This window comes from Coprobacillus cateniformis, assembly GCF_009767585.1.
Lineage (GTDB): Bacteria > Bacillota_I > Bacilli_A > Erysipelotrichales > Coprobacillaceae > Coprobacillus > Coprobacillus cateniformis.
Genome location: NZ_WSNW01000001.1, coordinates 923,091 through 941,168, shown reverse-complemented (window position 1 = coordinate 941,168; position 18,078 = coordinate 923,091). Strand labels below are relative to the sequence as shown.

Sequence of the window (18,078 nt, the reverse complement as noted above, 5' to 3'; positions counted from 1 at the left end):
ACCTATCTCTTTTGTGTGAAAATAGATTTTTAATTGCTTTCTTAAATAATGTTTAGTACAATAAAGGATGGTAAGGAGGCGGTAAAGATATGCGCGCTTGTTTAAAAGTCGTTACTATTGTCACATTATTATTAACTGTTTTTGCTTGTGGGAAGAAATCTGAGACTGTCTTTTTGGAAAAAGATGGAACGTTATATGAGGTTGCAGATCAAGTTTCGTTTTATTATCCTAAGGATTTTAAGATGGATACATCTGTTGAGAATAAAGCAATTGTTCAATTTGTAAGAGAACAAGAAGTGATGTCATATCAAACAATCATTGATGATACTGATAATGAAATTGATGATATGCCTGAATTATATGCTGGTCAATTAGAGGAAGATGGTGCCATTGATGTTGGCTATAAAAATTTAAAAATAGATAGTGGTTTAAATTGTCAGGAATTTACAGGAACTTATCAATCAACTGGCATTAAATTTAAGCATTTGGTTTACTTTACTGCTAATTCTGAATATGTTTTAAGTTATCAAGCACCACAAAAGGTTTATGATGATGAAATTAGTATTATTTCACAATATCTTAATTCTTTAAAGGTTCATAAAGAGGAATAGACTTGATAAATAAAAATGAATTTGTTATAGTATAAATAAATTATAGGTGAGAATGATAAAATTATGAAGTTTAAAGAGAGAGTCTGATGCTGGGAATGACTTAATGAATGATTTTTGATGCACTAACCTGAGTCTTTTGAAAAGAAAGAACGTGAACTTGCGTTAAAAGTGTGAATTAAGCATATGATAAAGTGGATAGACACAATGTGTTCTTTATCATCTGCTTTTTTATTTATAAGGAGGTCATTATGAAAGTTTTTAATACATTAACAAATAAGAAAGAGGAATTTGTTCCAATTAAACAAGGTGAAGTGAGTATTTATGTCTGTGGACCAACAGTTTATGATCATGCGCATATTGGCAATGCTAGACCACTCATTGTTTTTGATATTCTCAGAAGAACATTTGAATATCTTGGCTATAAGGTGACATTTGTTTCTAATTTTACTGATGTTGATGATAAAATTATTAAAGCAGCAAAGGAAGAGGGAATTACAGAAAAGGAATTAACAGATAAATATATCAAGGCTTATAATGATATAAGAAGTGGATTGAATTTGCTGTTTCCAACATACTCACCACGTGTAACTGAAACAATGCAGCCGATTATTGACTTTATTCAAAGTTTGGTTGACCAAGGTTTTGCTTATGAAGTTGATGGAGATGTTTATTTTAGAGTCACAAAGATAAATGAATATGGAATGTTATCAGGGATTAAAGTAGAAGATTTAATTGCTGGAGCAAGTGAGAGAGTTGATGAAAATGATAAAAAAGAGTCATCAACTGACTTTGCGTTGTGGAAGAAAACTGATGAAGGAATTCAATTTGAAAGTCCATGGTCTAAAGGAAGACCAGGATGGCATACAGAATGTGTCGTTATGATTAATGATATTTTTGATGATGGACGTATTGATATTCATGGTGGTGGGCAAGATTTGAAGTTTCCACATCATGAAAATGAAATTGCTCAATCTATGGCGTGTCATCACCATCCAATAGCTAATGTTTGGATGCATAATCAAATGATTAATATTGATAATCAAAAGATGTCAAAATCATTAGGGAATGTTTTGTGGGCTAAAGATTTAATTGAAACGTTAGGATGCAATGTTTTTAAATGGTTGATGTTGTCAACTCATTATCGTAATCCATTAAATTTTACTGAAGAAGTTTTAACAAGTGTCAAAAAAGAAGTTGAAAAAGTTGAAAATGTTTTAAAACAGACATCTTTATATTTACAAGTTCAACATTATCAACAAGAGGAATATTCAAAAGAAACTGTTGACACTATGGTTGAGGCATTAAGTGATGATTTAAATACATCATTAGCACTTACTCAAATATTGAATCAAGTAAAGGTTTTGAATCAATCTATGCGTGTAAAAGATAAAGATAATCAAGTTATTTCAAGAGAATATCAAACATTAATTCAGATGTTAGATGTGATGGGCTTTGTTCATGAAATGAAGCAATTAAGTGATAATGATATTGTGTTATATGAAAAATGGTTAGAAGAAAAAGCGAATAAGAATTTTGATAAGGCAGATGAATTAAGAGGTCAGCTTCAAATGAGAGGAATTATTTAGAATGAGACCAGAATTGATAAATCCATTAGCTTTGGCTTATTTAGGTGATGGTGTTTTTGAGGTTTATGTAAGAGAATATTTAATTGTTGATCAAGAAATAACGAAACCTGACTTATTGCAAAAGGCAGCTATTCAGTTTGTGAGTGCTAAGGCACAAGCTGCTTTTATGAAAGAGGCAATGCTTCATGAGTGGGTAGATGAAGATGAAATTCGTATTTATAAAAGAGGACGTAATGCTAAGAATACGAGAGTTATGAAAAATACAAGTGTGATTACGCATAATCAGTCTTCAGGGTTTGAAGCATTAATTGGTCATTTGTATTTATTAAAGAAAGAAAAAAGGATTCAAGAAATATTTGAGTTATACAAAGAGTTTGTAATGAGAAATTTATGAGATGAATTTGAGACGAATTTGAGACAAGTAAAGGGGTAAAATATGAGACAATATATTTATGGTAAAAATACAGTTTTAGAATCTTTGAAGGGTGAAAAGCCAGTTTATGAGATTTATATGATGAAGAATGCTAAAGATGAAAAACTTTTATCTTTGGCTAAAGCAAAGAATGCAAAAGTGAATATTGTTGCTCATAAGGGTGTCTTAAATCAGCTTGTTGGAAATGTTGTGCATCAAGGTGTAGTGGCTCAAACAGAAGGGTATGGATATTCTTCAATTGATGAAATTATTGATGCAATTCCTAAAGGGAAACAACCACTATTATTGATGTTAGATGGATTGGAAGATCCACATAATCTAGGAGCCATCTTAAGAACGTGTGATGCCATAGAAGTTGATGGTGTTATTATTGGTAAAAATCGTAGTGTTGGGTTAACTTCGACAGTTGCGAAAGTTTCTACTGGCGCCATAGATTATGTTAAAGTTGCACAAGTTACAAATTTATCAAGAACTCTTGATGATTTAAAAAAGCGTGGCTTTTGGGTTGTTGGCTGCGAGTTGAATGAATCACAGGACTATCGTGCTATTGATTACAATATGCCGCTTGTTATTGTGGTGGGGTCAGAAGGTTTTGGAATATCGAAACTAGTAAAATCTCATTGTGATATGAATGTTGTTTTACCAATGACAGGACATGTGACTTCTTTAAATGCATCAGTTGCGACAGCACTTATTCTTTATCAGGTATATAATTCTCGTCACCCTTTCAAGTAGAAAGGAGGTAACGTGGAACGTTACATAAGCGATGATGAATTGGTTTATTTGATGAGGTGTGGAAGTGAAGCAGCTCAAGAAGTATTATATAAACGTTATTATCTTATTGTCAGAAGGTGGATATTCCCATTTATTGGGTACTCACAGGGAGAATATGATTTTGAAGATTATCTTCAAGTGGCTATGGCGTGTTTTTCTGGATTATTAGATTGTTATCGAGCGGATCAGAAGACAAGTTTGAAAACATTTATGTATCATGTGATGAGGAAGAGGATGCTTTCTTTTGTTTATCAAATGAAAAGAAAACAATTGAGCCGTTATTTTACATTTGTATCATTGGATGAAACAGTATACCCAGAAGATGAGATGCAATTTGCAGAATTGATTGGTGATCCTTCTTGGCAATATCAACCGTCTTCAATATTGAAGATTAAAGAAACCGAGGAAGAATATCAGTTATGTGTAAAAAAGGTAGCTTCCCCCAAAGAATTGATGATTATCCGTTATATTCATGATGGTTATCCTCAACAAGAAATTGCAGATATCCTTGATATTTCTGTAAGGAGTGTCTATAATGCAGTATATCGGTACCATAAAAAGTCTAAGCCATTGACGAGTGAAAATAAATGTGTTAAATTATAATAACGGAAAAGGAGTGATAGGCATGAAACAAAAAGTGATTTTAGTTTGTACAGAATGTTTGTCACGTAATTATTCAATTACAAAAAATAAGCGTTTGAATGTAGAAAGATTGGAGCTAAACAAATATTGCAAGAAATGTGGAAAGCATACTTTGCATAAGGAATCGAAATAGGAGGATGGACATGAAACTAAAAGAGTGGTTCACACTTAAGGGTGTACGTAGTGAAATCAAGAATATTCATTGGTTGACTAAAAAAGAATTGGCATATAATGCTATGGTTGTATTGGTATTCTGTTTTTTATTTGGAGTTTACTTTTATGGTAGCGATGCAATTATCGCTGTAATTTTGAAAGCATTGGGGATGAATTAGTATGCCAGGGATGAATGAAGAAGGAAGACGCTGGTATGTTGTCAACACATACTCAGGTCATGAAAATAAAGTTAAAGAAAACTTAGAAAAACGTGTTGAATCAATGGGACTTCAAGATTGTCTGTTTAATATTGTTATTCCTGAACATGTTGAAACTGAAATTAAAGATGGGAAAAAGATTAATAAAACAAAAAATATGTTCCCAGGTTATGTTTTGGTAGAGATGATTATGACAGATGAAGCTTGGTATGTTGTCCGTAATACATCAGGGGTTACAGGATTTATCGGTTCGTCAGGTGGTGGGGCAAAACCTTTCCCATTACAAAAACATGAAATTGATCCAATTCTAAAAAGAATGGGAATTCAAACGACACAACTTGAAATAAACTATGCTGAAGGTGATGAAGTGAAAGTTTTATCAGGTCCTTTTGCTGGTAAACAAGGGAAAGTTGAATCTATTGATCGTGAAAAAGAAGTTGCAACTGTTCTTGTTGATTTCTTGGGAAATGCAACACCTATGGAAGTTGAATTGATTCAATTAGAAAAAGTAGAATTATAATAAGACACTTAAGTGTCTTTTCTTTTTAAAAAAGTTTGATAAATTCAATAAAAATGCTTGCATTATTGAAATGATTGTGTATAATAATTAATCGACGCAATATGTGTTACTATGCGTGGGAGGATTGACATCCAACTGACCACAGCACGGACAAATTTTAATAGGAGGTGTGTCGCGTGAGCAAGAAAGTCGTAAGAGTTATGAAAATTCAATTCCCAGCTGGTGGGGCAAAACCAGGTCCAGCTTTAGCAGGTGCTGGTATTCAAATGCCAAAGTTCTGTACAGCATTCAATGATCAAACAAAAGATCGTATGGGTGAAACTGTACCAGTTGTTTTAACAATTTATGATGACAAGAACTTTGATTTTGTATTAAAGACTGCTCCAACTGCTGAAATGATTAAGAAAGCATGTGGAATTAAGAAAGCAGCTTCTGATGCTAAGGTAACAGTCGCTACATTATCAGCTGATAAATTAAAAGAAATCGCTGAATACAAAATGCAAGATTTAAATGCAATCGATCTAGAAGGTGCAATGAAAATTGTTGCAGGTACTGCTAGAAACATGGGTGTAAAAGTTGAAGGCTTAGATGCCTAATTTAATGAAGAGGAGAAAAGAAAATGGCTAACAAAGGTAAAAGATATCAAGAAGCCGCTGCTCTTATTGAAAAAGGTAAAGCATACCCAATTGAAGAAGCAGTTGCTTTGGTAAAGAAAACAAGTAATGTAAAATTCGATGCAAGTGTTGATGTTGTATTCAAATTAGGATTAGACACAAGACATGCAGATCAACAATTACGTGGGGCAATTGTATTACCACACGGAACTGGAAAAACAAAAAAAGTATTAGTCATCACTCAAGGAGCTAAAGTTGAAGAAGCAAAAGCTGCTGGAGCTGATGTTGTTGGTGGAAAAGAAATCTTGGAAGATATCCAAAAAGGATGGTTAGATTTCGAAGTTATGATTGCTACACCAGATATGATGGCTGAATTAGGTAAATTAGGTCGTATCTTAGGACCTAAAGGTTTAATGCCTAACCCTAAAACAGGAACAGTAACTATGGATGTTACAAAAGCTGTTCAAGAAACAAAAGCTGGTAAAGTGACTTATCGTACTGATAAAGATGGTAATGTTCATATGCCAATTGGAAGAGTATCATTTGAAGATGCTCAATTAGCAGAAAACTTTAAAGTTGTTTATGATTTATTAGTTAAATCTAAACCATCTTCTGCTAAAGGAACTTACATGAAAAACGTCGTTGTTTCTACAACTATGGGACCAAGTGTAAAAGTTCAGTCTTCTTTATAATAAGAAGATCATAGATTATCGCAATCAATATACCGTAGACAGCAACGGGGAAACCTTAATCATGTTGCCGAGGTGATATTGTCAACTCACATTGACAAACTCCCTCGCTTTTACGTGGGAGTTTTTTAACGGATATATTGTTGCATATATAAAATTATATAGGAGGTGTAACAATGTCAAAAGAAATTATTGAAGCAAAACAACAAGTCGTTTCTGAAATTGCTGAAAGCTTTAAAGCTGCACAATCTTCAATCGTTGTTGAATACCGTGGATTAACAGTTGCTGATATGACTGAATTACGTAAAGCATTAAGAGCTGAAAACGTTGGATTCAAAGTCTATAAGAACAAATTAGTTCAAAGAGCTGCTGAACAAGAAGGTATGAATGAATTAAACGAATTCCTTGTTGGACCTAACGCAATTGCTTTTGGACATGAAGATGCGGTAGCTCCTGCTAGAATCTTAGCAGAGTTCGCAAAAGGACATGAAGCTTTAGTGATTAAAGCTGGATATGTTGAAGGTAAATTCTTACCTCAGGAAGAAGTTATGGCAGTGGCTAAATTACCTAATCGTGAAGGTATGTACTCAATGTTGCTTGCATGCATGAAAGAGCCAGTTGCTAAAGTTGCAAGAGTATTACAAGCTGTTGCAGATGCAAGAGGAGAAGCAGCACCCGCTGCTGAATAGTTAATTAAAAATTATTAATGGAGGAAAATAAAATGGCAAAATTAACACATGAAGATATCTTAGCTTACTTAGAAGAAGCTACAATTTTAGAATTAAATGATTTAGTAAAAGCAATCGAAGAAAAATTTGATGTAACTGCTGCTGCACCTGTAGCTGTAGTTGCTGGTGATGCTGCTGCTGCAGATGCTGCACCTGCTAACGTAACAGTAACATTAACTGATGTTGGTGCTACTAAAGTTGCAGTTATCAAAGCTGTAAGAGAAATCACTGGTTTAGGATTAGTTGAAGCTAAAGGTTTAGTAGACAAAACTCCTGCAGAAATCAAGAAAGATATTCCTGCTGAAGAAGGAGCTAAGATTAAAGAACAATTAGAAGCTGCTGGAGCTAGCGTAGAAGTTAAATAATTGTTATACAAATAAAAGCCCTACTTAAGGGCTTTTTTTCTAGGAGAAAAATATGTCACATTATTATACAAACAATGTTGATTTAGAAACTCATGAAACACGTATCCCTTTTCAATATCGAAAACATCAATTAACTTTTATAAGTGACATTGGTGTTTTCTCAAAGGAACGTGTAGATTATGGATCAAGAGTCCTATTAGACTGTATGGACATTCAAGCAAATCAAAGATCGTTATTAGATGTTGGATGTGGCTATGGAACTTTAGGGGTTTCTTTGAAGAAAGAATATCCATGGTTACATGTTGAGATGGTTGATGTCAATGAGCGTGCAGTTCATTTGGCAAATCAATCATGTCAATACAATGATGTTGAAGACATAAAAGCTTATTTGAGTTTTGCTTATGAAAATGTTGTTGGAACTTTTGATGTTATTGTTTCTAATCCGCCGATACGTGCTGGTAAAAAAGTTGTCTTTGAGATTTTAGAAAAGGCATTTGATTTTCTGAATGAGAATGGTGAGTTAATTGTTGTCATTCAAAAGAAGCAAGGAGCGCCATCAGCACAAAAGAAAATGAATGAAGTTTTTGGTAATTGTGAAATTATCAAAAGAGATAAAGGGTATTTTATATTAAAATCTATAAGAAACACTGATTTTTAAGATTTCAAAAGAAATTTTGAAATTTGAGATTTGGTATTGACTAACACTATTGACTATGCTAGTATAATACAATGCCTACTCATGTATAAAAAGCAGTGTTTTTTGCTATGCTTTCAAGATGGAGATAGAGATAATTAATAAGGAGTGAAGCGGACTTGGAAAAGAATGTAACTCAAGCAAAAAGTCGTATTAATCGTCGCAATTATTCAAGAATTAGTGGTTCTTTGGAACTTCCTAATTTGGTAGAAATTCAAACAAATTCATATGAATGGTTCAAAAATGAAGGGATTAAAGAGGTTTTTAATGATGTTTATCCTATTAGTAACTTCAATGAAACATTAACATTGGAATTTGTGGATTGTCGTTTTGATGAACCAAAATATTCAGTAGATGAAGCGAAGGATAGAGATGCCAACTATTCAGCGCCGATTCGTGCTACTCTCCGTTTGATTAATAACGGAACTGGAGAAATTAAAGAAAACGAAGTCTTTATGGGGGATTTCCCATTAATGACTGACTCAGGAACATTTATTATCAATGGAGCTGAACGTGTTATTGTTTCACAATTAGTACGTTCACCTGGAGCATATTTTGCTGATGCTATGGATAAGAGTGGGAAAACTGTGTTTACAGGAAGTGTTATTCCTTCAAGAGGAACATGGTTAGAGTTTGAAAATGATGCAAAAGACATTTTAAATGTACGTATTGACCGTACTCGTAAGATTCCGGGTACTATCCTTTTACGTGCTTTAGGATTAAGCAGTGATGAAGAAATTATTGAAGTTTTAGGTGATCATGAGTTTATTAGAAATACATTGGCAAAAGATCCAACTCATAACACTGATGAAGCTTTAATTGAGATTTACAATAAATTAAGACCAGGTGAACCAGCTACATTAGAAGGTGCAAATACTTTGTTGTACACAAGATTTTTTGATGCAAAAAGATATGATCTTGCACGTGCTGGACGCTTTAAATTTGGGAAAAAGTTAAGTCTGTTAGATAGAATTACAAATCGTGTATTGGCGCAAGATATTGTTGATGTTGATGGTCATGTGGTTATGAAAGAAGGAACAGTTTTAACAAAAGATAAAGTAGATCTTTTGAAACCTGTTTTTGAAGCTGGAGCACATACTGTAGATGTGAAAACAAATGATTTCTTGAAGTCAAATGGAAAAATTCAAGTTGTTGAAGTTTATGTTGATGAATCTCAATCTAAGAAAATGAAAGTTGTTGGAACTGATTTATCTTTAGATTGTAAATTTGTTACTATTTCTGATATGTTAGCTGCTTATTCATATATGTTAAACTTAGTTGATATCTATGATTCATTAGATTTGGCAAGTGATGACAGAGTGAGTTTAATGAGTAGAATTGGTTTATTAGATGATATTGATCATTTAGGAAATAGACGTGTACGTTCTGTTGGGGAATTAATTCAAAATCAATTTAGAATTGGTTTATCTAGAATGGAGAGAGTTGTTAAAGAAAGAATGTCATTATCAGAAGTTGATAGTGTGACTCCTCAATCATTAACAAACATTCGTCCATTAACAGCTGCAATGAAAGAATTCTTCTCATCTTCACAATTATCTCAATTCATGGATCAAATTAATCCTCTTGCAGAGTTAACAAATAAACGTCGTTTGTCTGCGTTAGGACCAGGTGGTTTGTCTAGAGATAGAGCTGGATATGAAGTGCGTGATGTCCATCCTTCACATTATGGTCGTATTTGTCCGATTGAAACACCTGAAGGTCCAAATATCGGGTTAATTTCAACATTGGCTTCTTATGCGAAGATTAATAAGTATGGATTTATTGAAACACCATATCGTAAAGTCAATAATAGTATCATTGATGAAAGTGATGTTCGTTATTTAACAGCTGATGAAGAAAAGAATTATATTATTGCTCAAGCAAAAGTACAAATTGGTGAAAATAATGAAATTTTAGATGAACAAGTGATTTCTCGTCACTTAGGTGAAAATATTATGGCAAAACCAAGTGAAGTTGATTTTATTGATATTTCGCCTAAACAGATTGTTTCAGTTGCCACATCATGCATTCCATTCCTTGAAAATGATGATGCTACACGTGCATTGATGGGGGCCAACATGCAACGTCAGGCAGTCCCATTGTTAAATCCACATACACCACTTGTTGGTACAGGTATGGAATATCAGGCTGCTAGAGACTCTGGAGCTGCAATTGTTGCAAAAGCAGATGGTATTGTCACTTATGTTGATGCAAGAAAGATTGTTGTTGAAGAAAATGATGGACCTAGAAATTATCGTTTAACAAAATTCGCAATCTCAAATGCAGGAACATGTATTAATCATAGACCAATTATCAAGACAGGTGATAAAGTACTGAAAGGTCAAGTTTTAGCTGATGGTCCATCTATGGAATTAGGGGAATTGGCTTTAGGACAGAACGTCTTGGTAGGATTCATGACATGGAACGGTTATAATTATGAAGATGCTGTTATCATGTCTGAAAGATTAGTCAAAGAAGATGTTTATACATCTATTCATATTGAAGAATATAGTATTGAATGTCGTGATACAAAATTAGGGCCAGAAGAAATTACAAGAGATATTCCTAACGTTGGTGAAGAAGCGCGTAAGAACTTGAACAGTGAAGGGATTATCATGATTGGTGCTGAAGTAAAAGAAGGAGATATCTTAGTTGGGAAGGTGACTCCAAAAGGACAAGCAGAATTATCAGCAGAGGAAAAATTATTATTAGCTATCTTTGGTGAAAAATCTAGAGAAGTTAAAGATAATTCATTAAGAGTTCCACATGGTGGAGCAGGAATTGTTCACGATATTAAGGTTTTTGAAAGAAAGAAAGGCGATGAATTACAACCAGGTGTTAACAAGGTTGTGAAAGTCTACATCGTTCAAAAACGTAAAATCTCTGAAGGAGATAAAATGGCTGGTCGTCATGGTAACAAAGGGGTTATCTCTCGTATTTTACCAGTTGAAGATATGCCACACTTAGAAGATGGAACTGTCTTAGACATTATGTTAAACCCACTAGGGGTACCATCTCGTATGAACATTGGACAAGTTCTTGAGTTGCATTTAGGTTATGCAGCAAGAGAATTAGGATTATATTATGCAACTCCAGCTTTCGATGGTATTAATTCTAAAGACTTAGAAAATATCATGAAAGAGGCAGGAATGCCAGTTGATGGTAAACAGCCAGTTATTTCTGGGCGTACAGGAGAATACTTTGATTCTAATGTATGTGTTGGAATTATGTACATGATTAAGTTAGCCCACATGGTTGATGATAAATTACATGCAAGATCTGTAGGACCTTATTCGTTAGTTACTCAACAGCCACTTGGAGGTAAAGCTCAAAATGGTGGACAAAGATTTGGAGAAATGGAAGTCTGGGCACTCGAAGCTTATGGTGCTGCTTATACATTACGAGAAATCTTAACAGTGAAGTCTGATGATGTTGTTGGTCGTGTGAAGACTTATGAAGCGATTGTTAAAGGTCAAAAATTACCAGAACCTGGATTACCAGAATCATTTAGAGTTTTAAAGAAAGAATTACAAGCTCTTGCTTTAGATATTCAAATGTTGGATGAAGATGGTAATGAATTAGATGAAAGAAAAATTGAAGATGAAGAACGTCGTTTCCCAACTTCAATTGATACAACTCCAGAACCTGCTGAAGCAACTCAAGAAGTTGTGGAGGAAGAAGTTGAAGGAGATTTTGAAGAGGAAGATGAATCATTTGACGATTTAGAATCTGTAATTGATGATCTCTTCACTGATGATGAAGAAGAAAGTAACGAAGAATAGGAGGAAACAATGAATGGCAGATGTCAATAACTTTTCAGCAATCCAAATTGGATTAGCTTCTCCAGAAAAAATTCGTGAATGGTCTTATGGTGAAGTTAAAAAACCTGAAACTATTAATTATCGTTCTCAAAAACCAGAAAAGGATGGTCTCTTCTGTGAAAAGATTTTTGGACCATCTAAGGATTGGGAATGTAGCTGTGGTAAATACAAAAAAGTGAGATATAAAGGTGTTGTCTGTGATCGTTGTGGTGTAGAAGTCACTAAATCTTCTGTACGTCGTGAACGTATGGGACATATTGAATTAGCAACTCCAGTTGCTCACATCTGGTATCTAAAAGGGATTCCTTCGAGAATGGGTCTTATTCTTGATATGTCTCCTAAACAATTAGAAGAAATTATTTATTTCGTATCTTATGTTGTAACAGATAAAGGGAGTACACCATTAGAATACAAACAAGTTTTATCTGAAAGAGATTATCGTAACTGTTATGAAAAATTCGGAAATCAGTTTGAAGCCAAAACTGGTGCTGAAGCAATTAAGATTTTACTTCAAAAAGTTGATCTTGATGAAGAATTTGAAACAGTTACTAAAGAATTAAAGGAAGCACAAGGGCAAAGGCGTGCAAAATTAATTAAAAGACTTGAGGCATTAGAAGCATTTAGATCTTCAATGAATCAGCCAGAATGGATGATTCTTGATGTTCTTCCTGTTATTCCACCTGATTTAAGACCAATGTTACAGTTGGATGGTGGACGTTTTGCAACAAGTGATTTGAATGATTTGTATAGACGTGTTATTACACGTAATAATCGTTTAAAGAAATTATTAGAATTAGGAACACCATCAATTATCGTGCAAAATGAAAAACGTATGTTGCAAGAAGCTGTTGATGCTTTAATTGATAATGGACGTCGTTCTAAACCAATTACAGGTGCTGGTGGTAGACCATTAAAATCTTTAAGTCATACACTTAAAGGAAAACAGGGACGTTTCCGTCAAAACTTACTTGGTAAACGTGTTGATTATTCTGGACGTTCAGTTATCGCTGTAGGACCTGATTTAAAGATGTATCAATGTGGTATTCCACGTGAGATGGCTTTGAACTTATTCAAACCATTTGTTATTAGTGGATTGGTAAGAGAACAAATTGCGACAAATATTAAGGCAGCGGAAAGATTGATTGATAAGATGGAAGATTCAATTTGGCCAATCGTAGAAGAGGTTATTAAAGAACATCCAGTTTTATTAAACCGTGCACCTACACTTCATAGATTAGGTATTCAAGCATTCGAACCTAAGTTGGTAGAGGGACGTGCAATTCGTCTTCATCCACTTGTTACGCCTGCTTTCAATGCCGATTTCGATGGTGACCAAATGGCTGTCCATGTTCCTTTAGGAGAAGAAGCAATCCAAGAAGCAAGACAGTTAATGCTTGGTTCTAGCAATATCTTAGGTCCAAAAGATGGAAAACCAATTGTTACACCTTCACAGGATATGGTGTTAGGAAATTATTATTTAACATTAGAAGAAGCTGGTAAAATTGGTGAAGGAACTGTCTTTGCTGATGTGAATGAAGTTTTAATGGCTTATGATGCAAAAACTGTTCATTTACACACAAGAGTTGCAATTAGAGGAAAATCATTAAATAACCAAACATTTACAAAATTACAAAATGATAGTTATTTAATTACAAGTGTTGGAAAAATTATTTTCAATCAAATCTTTGATGGAGCATTCCCATTTATTAATGATACAAGTGTTGAGAATTTAGATGCGACACCTAATAAATATTTTGTTCCATTAGGAACAGATATTAAAGCTTATATTGAGAGTCAACCAATTATCAAACCATTTGGTAAAAAAGCTTTAGGAAATATCATTAATCAAGTATTTAAGACAAGCAAAACAACTGATACAACTGCAATGCTTGATAAATTGAAAGATCAAGGATTCTATTATTCAACAATTGCAGGGATTACAGTTTCTGTATATGATATTCAAGTTCCACAAAGTAAATATGTTTTATTTGAAGAAGCTGATGAAAAACTTGAAAGAATCAAGGGATTATATCGTAAAGGTAAGTTAACTGAAGAAGAGAGAAAGAATGCAGTTGTTAAACTTTGGGAAAGTGTTAAAGATCAAGTTCAAGGTGTCGTTAAAGAAGAGTTCGAAGCTGATACTAAGAATCCAATCTTCATCATGTCTGACTCAGGTGCCCGTGGAAATATCTCTAACTTTACACAGTTGGTAGGTATGCGTGGATTGATGTCAAACCCTAAAGGAGAAACAATTGAACTTCCTATCAAGTCTTCATTTAGAGAAGGTTTAACTGCATCAGAATTCTTTATTTCTACCCATGGTGCCCGTAAAGGTTCTACTGATACAGCCTTGAAAACAGCCGATTCAGGTTACTTAACAAGACGTTTGGTAGATGTTGCACAAGAGGTCATCATTACTGAAGATGATTGTGGTACAGATAGAGGATTTATGGTTAGTGAATTATACAATACTTCTGATAATTCTGTTATTGTTCCATTATATGACAGATTAGTTGGACGTTATTCACAAAAAGATATTATTCATCCAGTGACAGGTGAAATGATTGTAAAAGCAGGTGAAATGCTTGATGAAACAAATGCAAAAGAAGTCACTGATGCTGGAATTAAAGAAGTTGAAATTAGATCTGTCCTTGGATGTAAAGCCAAAGGTGGAATCTGTAGAAAATGTTATGGTCGTAACTTAGCGACTGGAGAAGAAGTCTTATTAGGTGAAGCAATCGGAATTATGGCAGCTCAATCTATTGGTGAACCTGGTACACAGTTAACAATGCGTACATTCCACATGGGTGGGGTTGCTGGTGGTGCTGATATCACTCAAGGGTTACCTCGTATTCAAGAGTTATTTGAAGCAAGAAATCCGAAAGCAAAATCTATTATTTCTGAAATTGAAGGTGAAGTTTCAAACATCATTGATAACAATGGTCGTGCTGAAGTTGTTGTCTCTAACTTATTAGAAACAAAGAGTTACTTGGCTCCTTATGGTGCAAAACTTAGAGTTTCTGTTGGGGATGAAGTCGGTATTGGTTCTAAGATTACTGAAGGGTCTATTGATCCTAAGGAATTGTTAGGTGTTGCTGATGTTGAAGCAGTTGAAAACTATATCTTAAAAGAAGTTCAAAAAGTCTATCGTTTACAAGGTATCGAGATTTCTGATAAACATATCGAAGTTATTGTTAGACAAATGTTGAAGAAGATGAGAATTGTTGAAGGTGGAGACACTGGTGCACTTCCAGGAACACATGTGAATACAGAAAGATTTACTGAATTAAACAAAGATGTTCTTAAGAATGGTAAGCATCCAGCAGTTGGAAGACCAATCTTGCTTGGTATTACAAAAGCTTCACTTGAAACAGAATCATTCTTATCTGCTGCATCATTCCAAGAAACAACAAAAATCTTAACTGATGCTGCAATTAAAGGTAAAGTTGATGATTTAATTGGATTAAAGGAAAATGTTATCATTGGTAAATTATTACCAGCTGGTACTGGATTAAGAGGTGCGTTAAAATCTCCTGAGACAATAGCAAGAGAGTTAGAAGCAGAGAGAAAACGTATTGAATTAGAAGCTGCTGAAAAATTAGAAGCTGAAACATTATCAGAAGATTTATTAAGTGGTGAAACTGAAGAACAGTTTGCATCAGTTGAAGAAATCTAAGAGAGTAGATAACTGTATTATTAAGCGAGGTATATTGTTTACCTCGCTTTTTTAAACTCCATATGTTTATTAAACATCCAATATAAATGGATGTTTTTTTGTATTAATATCAAAAATATAATTGACTTGTATCTACATTTTTGTAAAAGTGTTAAGAATAAAGATCAAGTCAAATACTAAGTGACTTTTAATGAAATGAATCGTATTAATTTTTAAACAGGGCAAGCAGGACTCTCTACTTATATAATAAATAGACTTTCAATCTTAATGACAGAAAATGGATTAGGTAAGTGATAACGCTGGACATATTGAAGATGATTATCGAATTTGCTTTCTTCTAGAACATATCAGTGAATTGAAAAAAGCTATTTTAGAAGATCGTGTTGATTATATAGGATATTTTACGTGGTCTCGTGTTGATCTATAAGTTTATCAATAGTTTATGATTTTATCTATGTCGATAAACAAGATGATGGAAGTGATGATTTATGAAAACATAAAAGAAATTATTTTACTGATTTCAAGGTATAATTAAAGGTAATGTCAAACAATATCGTGATTAGTATACAAATCGACAAATTATTTATGCATCTTTCAAACTGTTATAAGAATATCGGCAATGCTATAATGAATTTGGGAGATGGGTAACGTGAATAAAAAAATATTAGATTTATTTCAATCTCAGGACATTATAACTCTAGAAGAACTTAAAAATCATCTTGGTTTTTCAGAAAGAAAAGTGAGGGAATTTTTAAGTGAGTTAAGAGATGCGGGAGATAAAAATGGATTTCAAATTATTACTGTCAGTAAGCGAGGATATTTTCTACAAATAATAGATGATACAAAATATCAATCTTATTTACACCAATTCAATAATGATTTCCAACAGTTCATTGCTAAAAAAGAATATCGCATATCATTAATACTATTTTTGTTATTACAAAACACTGGATTTATTTCTATAAATCAAATTGCTGAAATTCTAGATGTCAGTCGGAGTACAGTCATTAATGATATGAATGATGTCAAAAAGGAGTTAAAACACAGTGAGTTACATTTAGAATCTCGCTCTCATTATGGAATTAGAGTGTCTGGGAATGAAAAAAATATTAGACAAATGTTGTCTAGAATTAGTAGAAAAGTCATAGAGAATCAAAATGTTCATTTAGAGTTCTTTGAATTTATTGAGAAGTTAGATTTTGATTTGGTTACAGATCACTTTATCTCTTTATTAAATGAATATAATATTATTATGACAAACAATGCAATAGAATCCATATTGTTTCATCTTAAAATCTTAATTTATAGAATATTACAGAAGAATTATATTAATGAAATTAAGATTAATAAGAGTTTAATTGATATAAAAATATTTGCGATTACCAAAGAATTACTCTCCTTTATAGAAAACCAATATTCAATTCAAATCACGAATGATGAAATTGATTTAGTTGCATCACAAATTTTCGGAAAAGCCAGTTCTGAAATGGTGCCACTTGATCAGAAAATGAAACTGGCAAAATCTATTCGTGAAGCGTTGATTAAGGTTGATAAAGATTTTGATACAAATTTTAGCGAAGATACAGTCTTAAAGGAAAACTTATTATTACATTTGCATCCATTAATTATGCGTGTAACATATGGATTAACATTGAGTGATTCATTAGTCAAATCAGTTTCTGTACAATATATGAATGCTTTTTTAGTCGCTATGCGATTTATAGATTATCATGAGGAATTAAATGAATATCAATTGTCGCGTGATGAAATTGGATATCTTGCATTGCATTTTGCTACACATATTGAAAGAGAAAATCAGGCTAAGATGCAAAGTATTAAAAAGATTGTTTTTATTGCTGATAGCATGAAAAGTTCGACATTACTAATTAAAACAAAAATTCAGTCTTACTTTCCTTTGGCTAATATTATGGTCATTCCACATATGTCAGTTGCTAAACATGATATGGAAGAAATAGAACTGATTATTTCAACAGAGCCTGTTTGTTTAGAAAAAGGACAAAACAAAGTTGTAGTGATTCATCAGAATTTAGACGAAAAAGATTTCCATAAAATAAAAAATGAAATAATTTTTTCAGGAGAACAATATACAAACAATGTCTTAGGGTTACAAGATTTGTTTTATGAAGATTTGTTTTGGGTTGTAAAGAATGGGGATTATCTCGATTTAATAACAAAAATGTGTGAAAGAATGGTAGATAAAGGCTATGCAAAACAAGGATTTAAAGATTCTGTATTAGAAAGAGAGAAACGCTTTTCAACTGTATATGATACGGGTATTGCTTCTCCACATAGTCTTCAGCCAATGGGAAATATTGATAGTGTTGGTATTGTTTTGCTGGAAAAGCCTACAGTATTTCACGATAAAGAAGTGAAATGCATATTTGTAATCAATGTGAAAAAGGGACATTTATTATTGCATCAGGAAATTAGCGATTTTTTAATTAAGTTGATGAACGATAGTAATAAAATCAAACAATTAGAACTTATAAATACATACCAGAAATTGAGGGTGTTTTTAAAGGAGTTTTTGTAA

The 18,078-nt window shown here is 33.1% G+C and carries 17 protein-coding genes and 1 other annotated feature; all 17 genes read left to right on the top strand.

Annotated features, from left to right (window positions below; all coding sequences use genetic code 11):
- Positions 1-89: 89 nt before the first annotated feature.
- The 17 genes from GQF29_RS04825 (at position 90) to GQF29_RS04745 (ending at position 18,078) form a co-directional block, all read left to right on the top strand.
- Positions 90-611 (top strand): hypothetical protein, encoded by a 522-nt coding sequence (locus tag GQF29_RS04825; RefSeq protein ID WP_008789996.1) that lies wholly within the window; start codon positions 90-92, stop codon positions 609-611.
- Positions 612-859: 248 nt separating this feature from the next.
- The gene (gene cysS, locus GQF29_RS04820) at positions 860-2,197 is read left to right on the top strand and encodes a cysteine--tRNA ligase (protein ID WP_008789995.1); all 1,338 of its coding nucleotides are present in this window, start codon (positions 860-862) and stop codon (positions 2,195-2,197) included.
- Position 2,198: 1 nt separating this feature from the next.
- Complete coding sequence (locus tag GQF29_RS04815) at positions 2,199-2,591, top strand: Mini-ribonuclease 3 (protein WP_008789994.1); 393 nt, start codon at positions 2,199-2,201, stop codon at positions 2,589-2,591.
- A 42-nt stretch (positions 2,592-2,633) separates the two neighbouring features.
- Entirely contained in the window at positions 2,634-3,365 is a 732-nt protein-coding gene (gene rlmB, locus GQF29_RS04810) for a 23S rRNA (guanosine(2251)-2'-O)-methyltransferase RlmB (RefSeq protein WP_008789993.1), read from the top strand.
- A 12-nt stretch (positions 3,366-3,377) separates the two neighbouring features.
- Positions 3,378-4,007, top strand: a complete 630-nt coding sequence (locus GQF29_RS04805; protein ID WP_008789992.1) for a sigma-70 family RNA polymerase sigma factor — start codon at positions 3,378-3,380, stop codon at positions 4,005-4,007.
- A gap of 22 nt (positions 4,008-4,029) precedes the next feature.
- Entirely contained in the window at positions 4,030-4,179 is a 150-nt protein-coding gene (gene rpmG, locus GQF29_RS04800) for a 50S ribosomal protein L33 (RefSeq protein WP_017144103.1), read from the top strand.
- 10 nt (positions 4,180-4,189) lie between these two features.
- Positions 4,190-4,378, top strand: coding sequence for a preprotein translocase subunit SecE (gene secE, locus GQF29_RS04795; protein ID WP_017144104.1), 189 nt, complete (start codon positions 4,190-4,192; stop codon positions 4,376-4,378).
- A gap of 1 nt (position 4,379) precedes the next feature.
- Complete coding sequence (gene nusG / locus GQF29_RS04790) at positions 4,380-4,937, top strand: transcription termination/antitermination protein NusG (protein WP_008789989.1); 558 nt, start codon at positions 4,380-4,382, stop codon at positions 4,935-4,937.
- Positions 4,938-5,113: 176 nt separating this feature from the next.
- Positions 5,114-5,533 carry a 50S ribosomal protein L11 gene (gene rplK / locus GQF29_RS04785; RefSeq protein WP_008789988.1) on the top strand — a complete coding sequence of 140 codons (420 nt, stop codon included), beginning with the start codon at positions 5,114-5,116 and terminating at the stop codon, positions 5,531-5,533.
- A 23-nt stretch (positions 5,534-5,556) separates the two neighbouring features.
- Positions 5,557-6,243 carry a 50S ribosomal protein L1 gene (gene rplA, locus GQF29_RS04780; RefSeq protein WP_008789987.1) on the top strand — a complete coding sequence of 229 codons (687 nt, stop codon included), beginning with the start codon at positions 5,557-5,559 and terminating at the stop codon, positions 6,241-6,243.
- Between the two features lie 14 nt (positions 6,244-6,257).
- Positions 6,258-6,379, top strand: a sequence feature (ribosomal protein L10 leader region).
- Positions 6,380-6,416: 37 nt separating this feature from the next.
- Positions 6,417-6,929, top strand: coding sequence for a 50S ribosomal protein L10 (gene rplJ / locus GQF29_RS04775; protein ID WP_008789986.1), 513 nt, complete (start codon positions 6,417-6,419; stop codon positions 6,927-6,929).
- 32 nt (positions 6,930-6,961) lie between these two features.
- Positions 6,962-7,333: a 50S ribosomal protein L7/L12 gene (gene rplL, locus GQF29_RS04770; protein ID WP_008789985.1), complete on the top strand. Its 372-nt coding sequence runs from the start codon at positions 6,962-6,964 to the stop codon at positions 7,331-7,333.
- Between the two features lie 52 nt (positions 7,334-7,385).
- A complete protein-coding gene (locus tag GQF29_RS04765) occupies positions 7,386-7,991 on the top strand; it encodes a class I SAM-dependent methyltransferase (protein ID WP_008789984.1) in 606 nt (201 codons plus the stop codon).
- Positions 7,992-8,146: 155 nt separating this feature from the next.
- Positions 8,147-11,809 (top strand): DNA-directed RNA polymerase subunit beta, encoded by a 3,663-nt coding sequence (gene rpoB / locus GQF29_RS04760; RefSeq protein ID WP_008789983.1) that lies wholly within the window; start codon positions 8,147-8,149, stop codon positions 11,807-11,809.
- Positions 11,810-11,822: 13 nt separating this feature from the next.
- Positions 11,823-15,524 (top strand): DNA-directed RNA polymerase subunit beta', encoded by a 3,702-nt coding sequence (gene rpoC / locus GQF29_RS04755; RefSeq protein ID WP_008789982.1) that lies wholly within the window; start codon positions 11,823-11,825, stop codon positions 15,522-15,524.
- Between the two features lie 307 nt (positions 15,525-15,831).
- A complete protein-coding gene (locus GQF29_RS19025; RefSeq protein WP_108912067.1) occupies positions 15,832-15,951 on the top strand; it encodes a family 1 glycosylhydrolase in 120 nt (39 codons plus the stop codon).
- A 222-nt stretch (positions 15,952-16,173) separates the two neighbouring features.
- Positions 16,174-18,078: a BglG family transcription antiterminator gene (locus GQF29_RS04745; protein WP_008789981.1), complete on the top strand. Its 1,905-nt coding sequence runs from the start codon at positions 16,174-16,176 to the stop codon at positions 18,076-18,078.

What these genes read in the sequence shown, in the direction of transcription:
- GQF29_RS04825 (WP_008789996.1), top strand. Translation starts at nt 90, where the DNA reads ATGCGCGCTTGTTTAAAAGTCGTTACTATTGTCACATTATTATTAACT.
- cysS (WP_008789995.1), top strand. Translation starts at nt 860, where the DNA reads ATGAAAGTTTTTAATACATTAACAAATAAGAAAGAGGAATTTGTTCCA.
- GQF29_RS04815 (WP_008789994.1), top strand. Translation starts at nt 2,199, where the DNA reads ATGAGACCAGAATTGATAAATCCATTAGCTTTGGCTTATTTAGGTGAT.
- rlmB (WP_008789993.1), top strand. Translation starts at nt 2,634, where the DNA reads ATGAGACAATATATTTATGGTAAAAATACAGTTTTAGAATCTTTGAAG.
- rpmG (WP_017144103.1), top strand. Translation starts at nt 4,030, where the DNA reads ATGAAACAAAAAGTGATTTTAGTTTGTACAGAATGTTTGTCACGTAAT.
- secE (WP_017144104.1), top strand. Translation starts at nt 4,190, where the DNA reads ATGAAACTAAAAGAGTGGTTCACACTTAAGGGTGTACGTAGTGAAATC.
- nusG (WP_008789989.1), top strand. Translation starts at nt 4,380, where the DNA reads ATGCCAGGGATGAATGAAGAAGGAAGACGCTGGTATGTTGTCAACACA.
- rplA (WP_008789987.1), top strand. Translation starts at nt 5,557, where the DNA reads ATGGCTAACAAAGGTAAAAGATATCAAGAAGCCGCTGCTCTTATTGAA.
- rplJ (WP_008789986.1), top strand. Translation starts at nt 6,417, where the DNA reads ATGTCAAAAGAAATTATTGAAGCAAAACAACAAGTCGTTTCTGAAATT.
- rplL (WP_008789985.1), top strand. Translation starts at nt 6,962, where the DNA reads ATGGCAAAATTAACACATGAAGATATCTTAGCTTACTTAGAAGAAGCT.
- GQF29_RS04765 (WP_008789984.1), top strand. Translation starts at nt 7,386, where the DNA reads ATGTCACATTATTATACAAACAATGTTGATTTAGAAACTCATGAAACA.
- rpoC (WP_008789982.1), top strand. Translation starts at nt 11,823, where the DNA reads ATGGCAGATGTCAATAACTTTTCAGCAATCCAAATTGGATTAGCTTCT.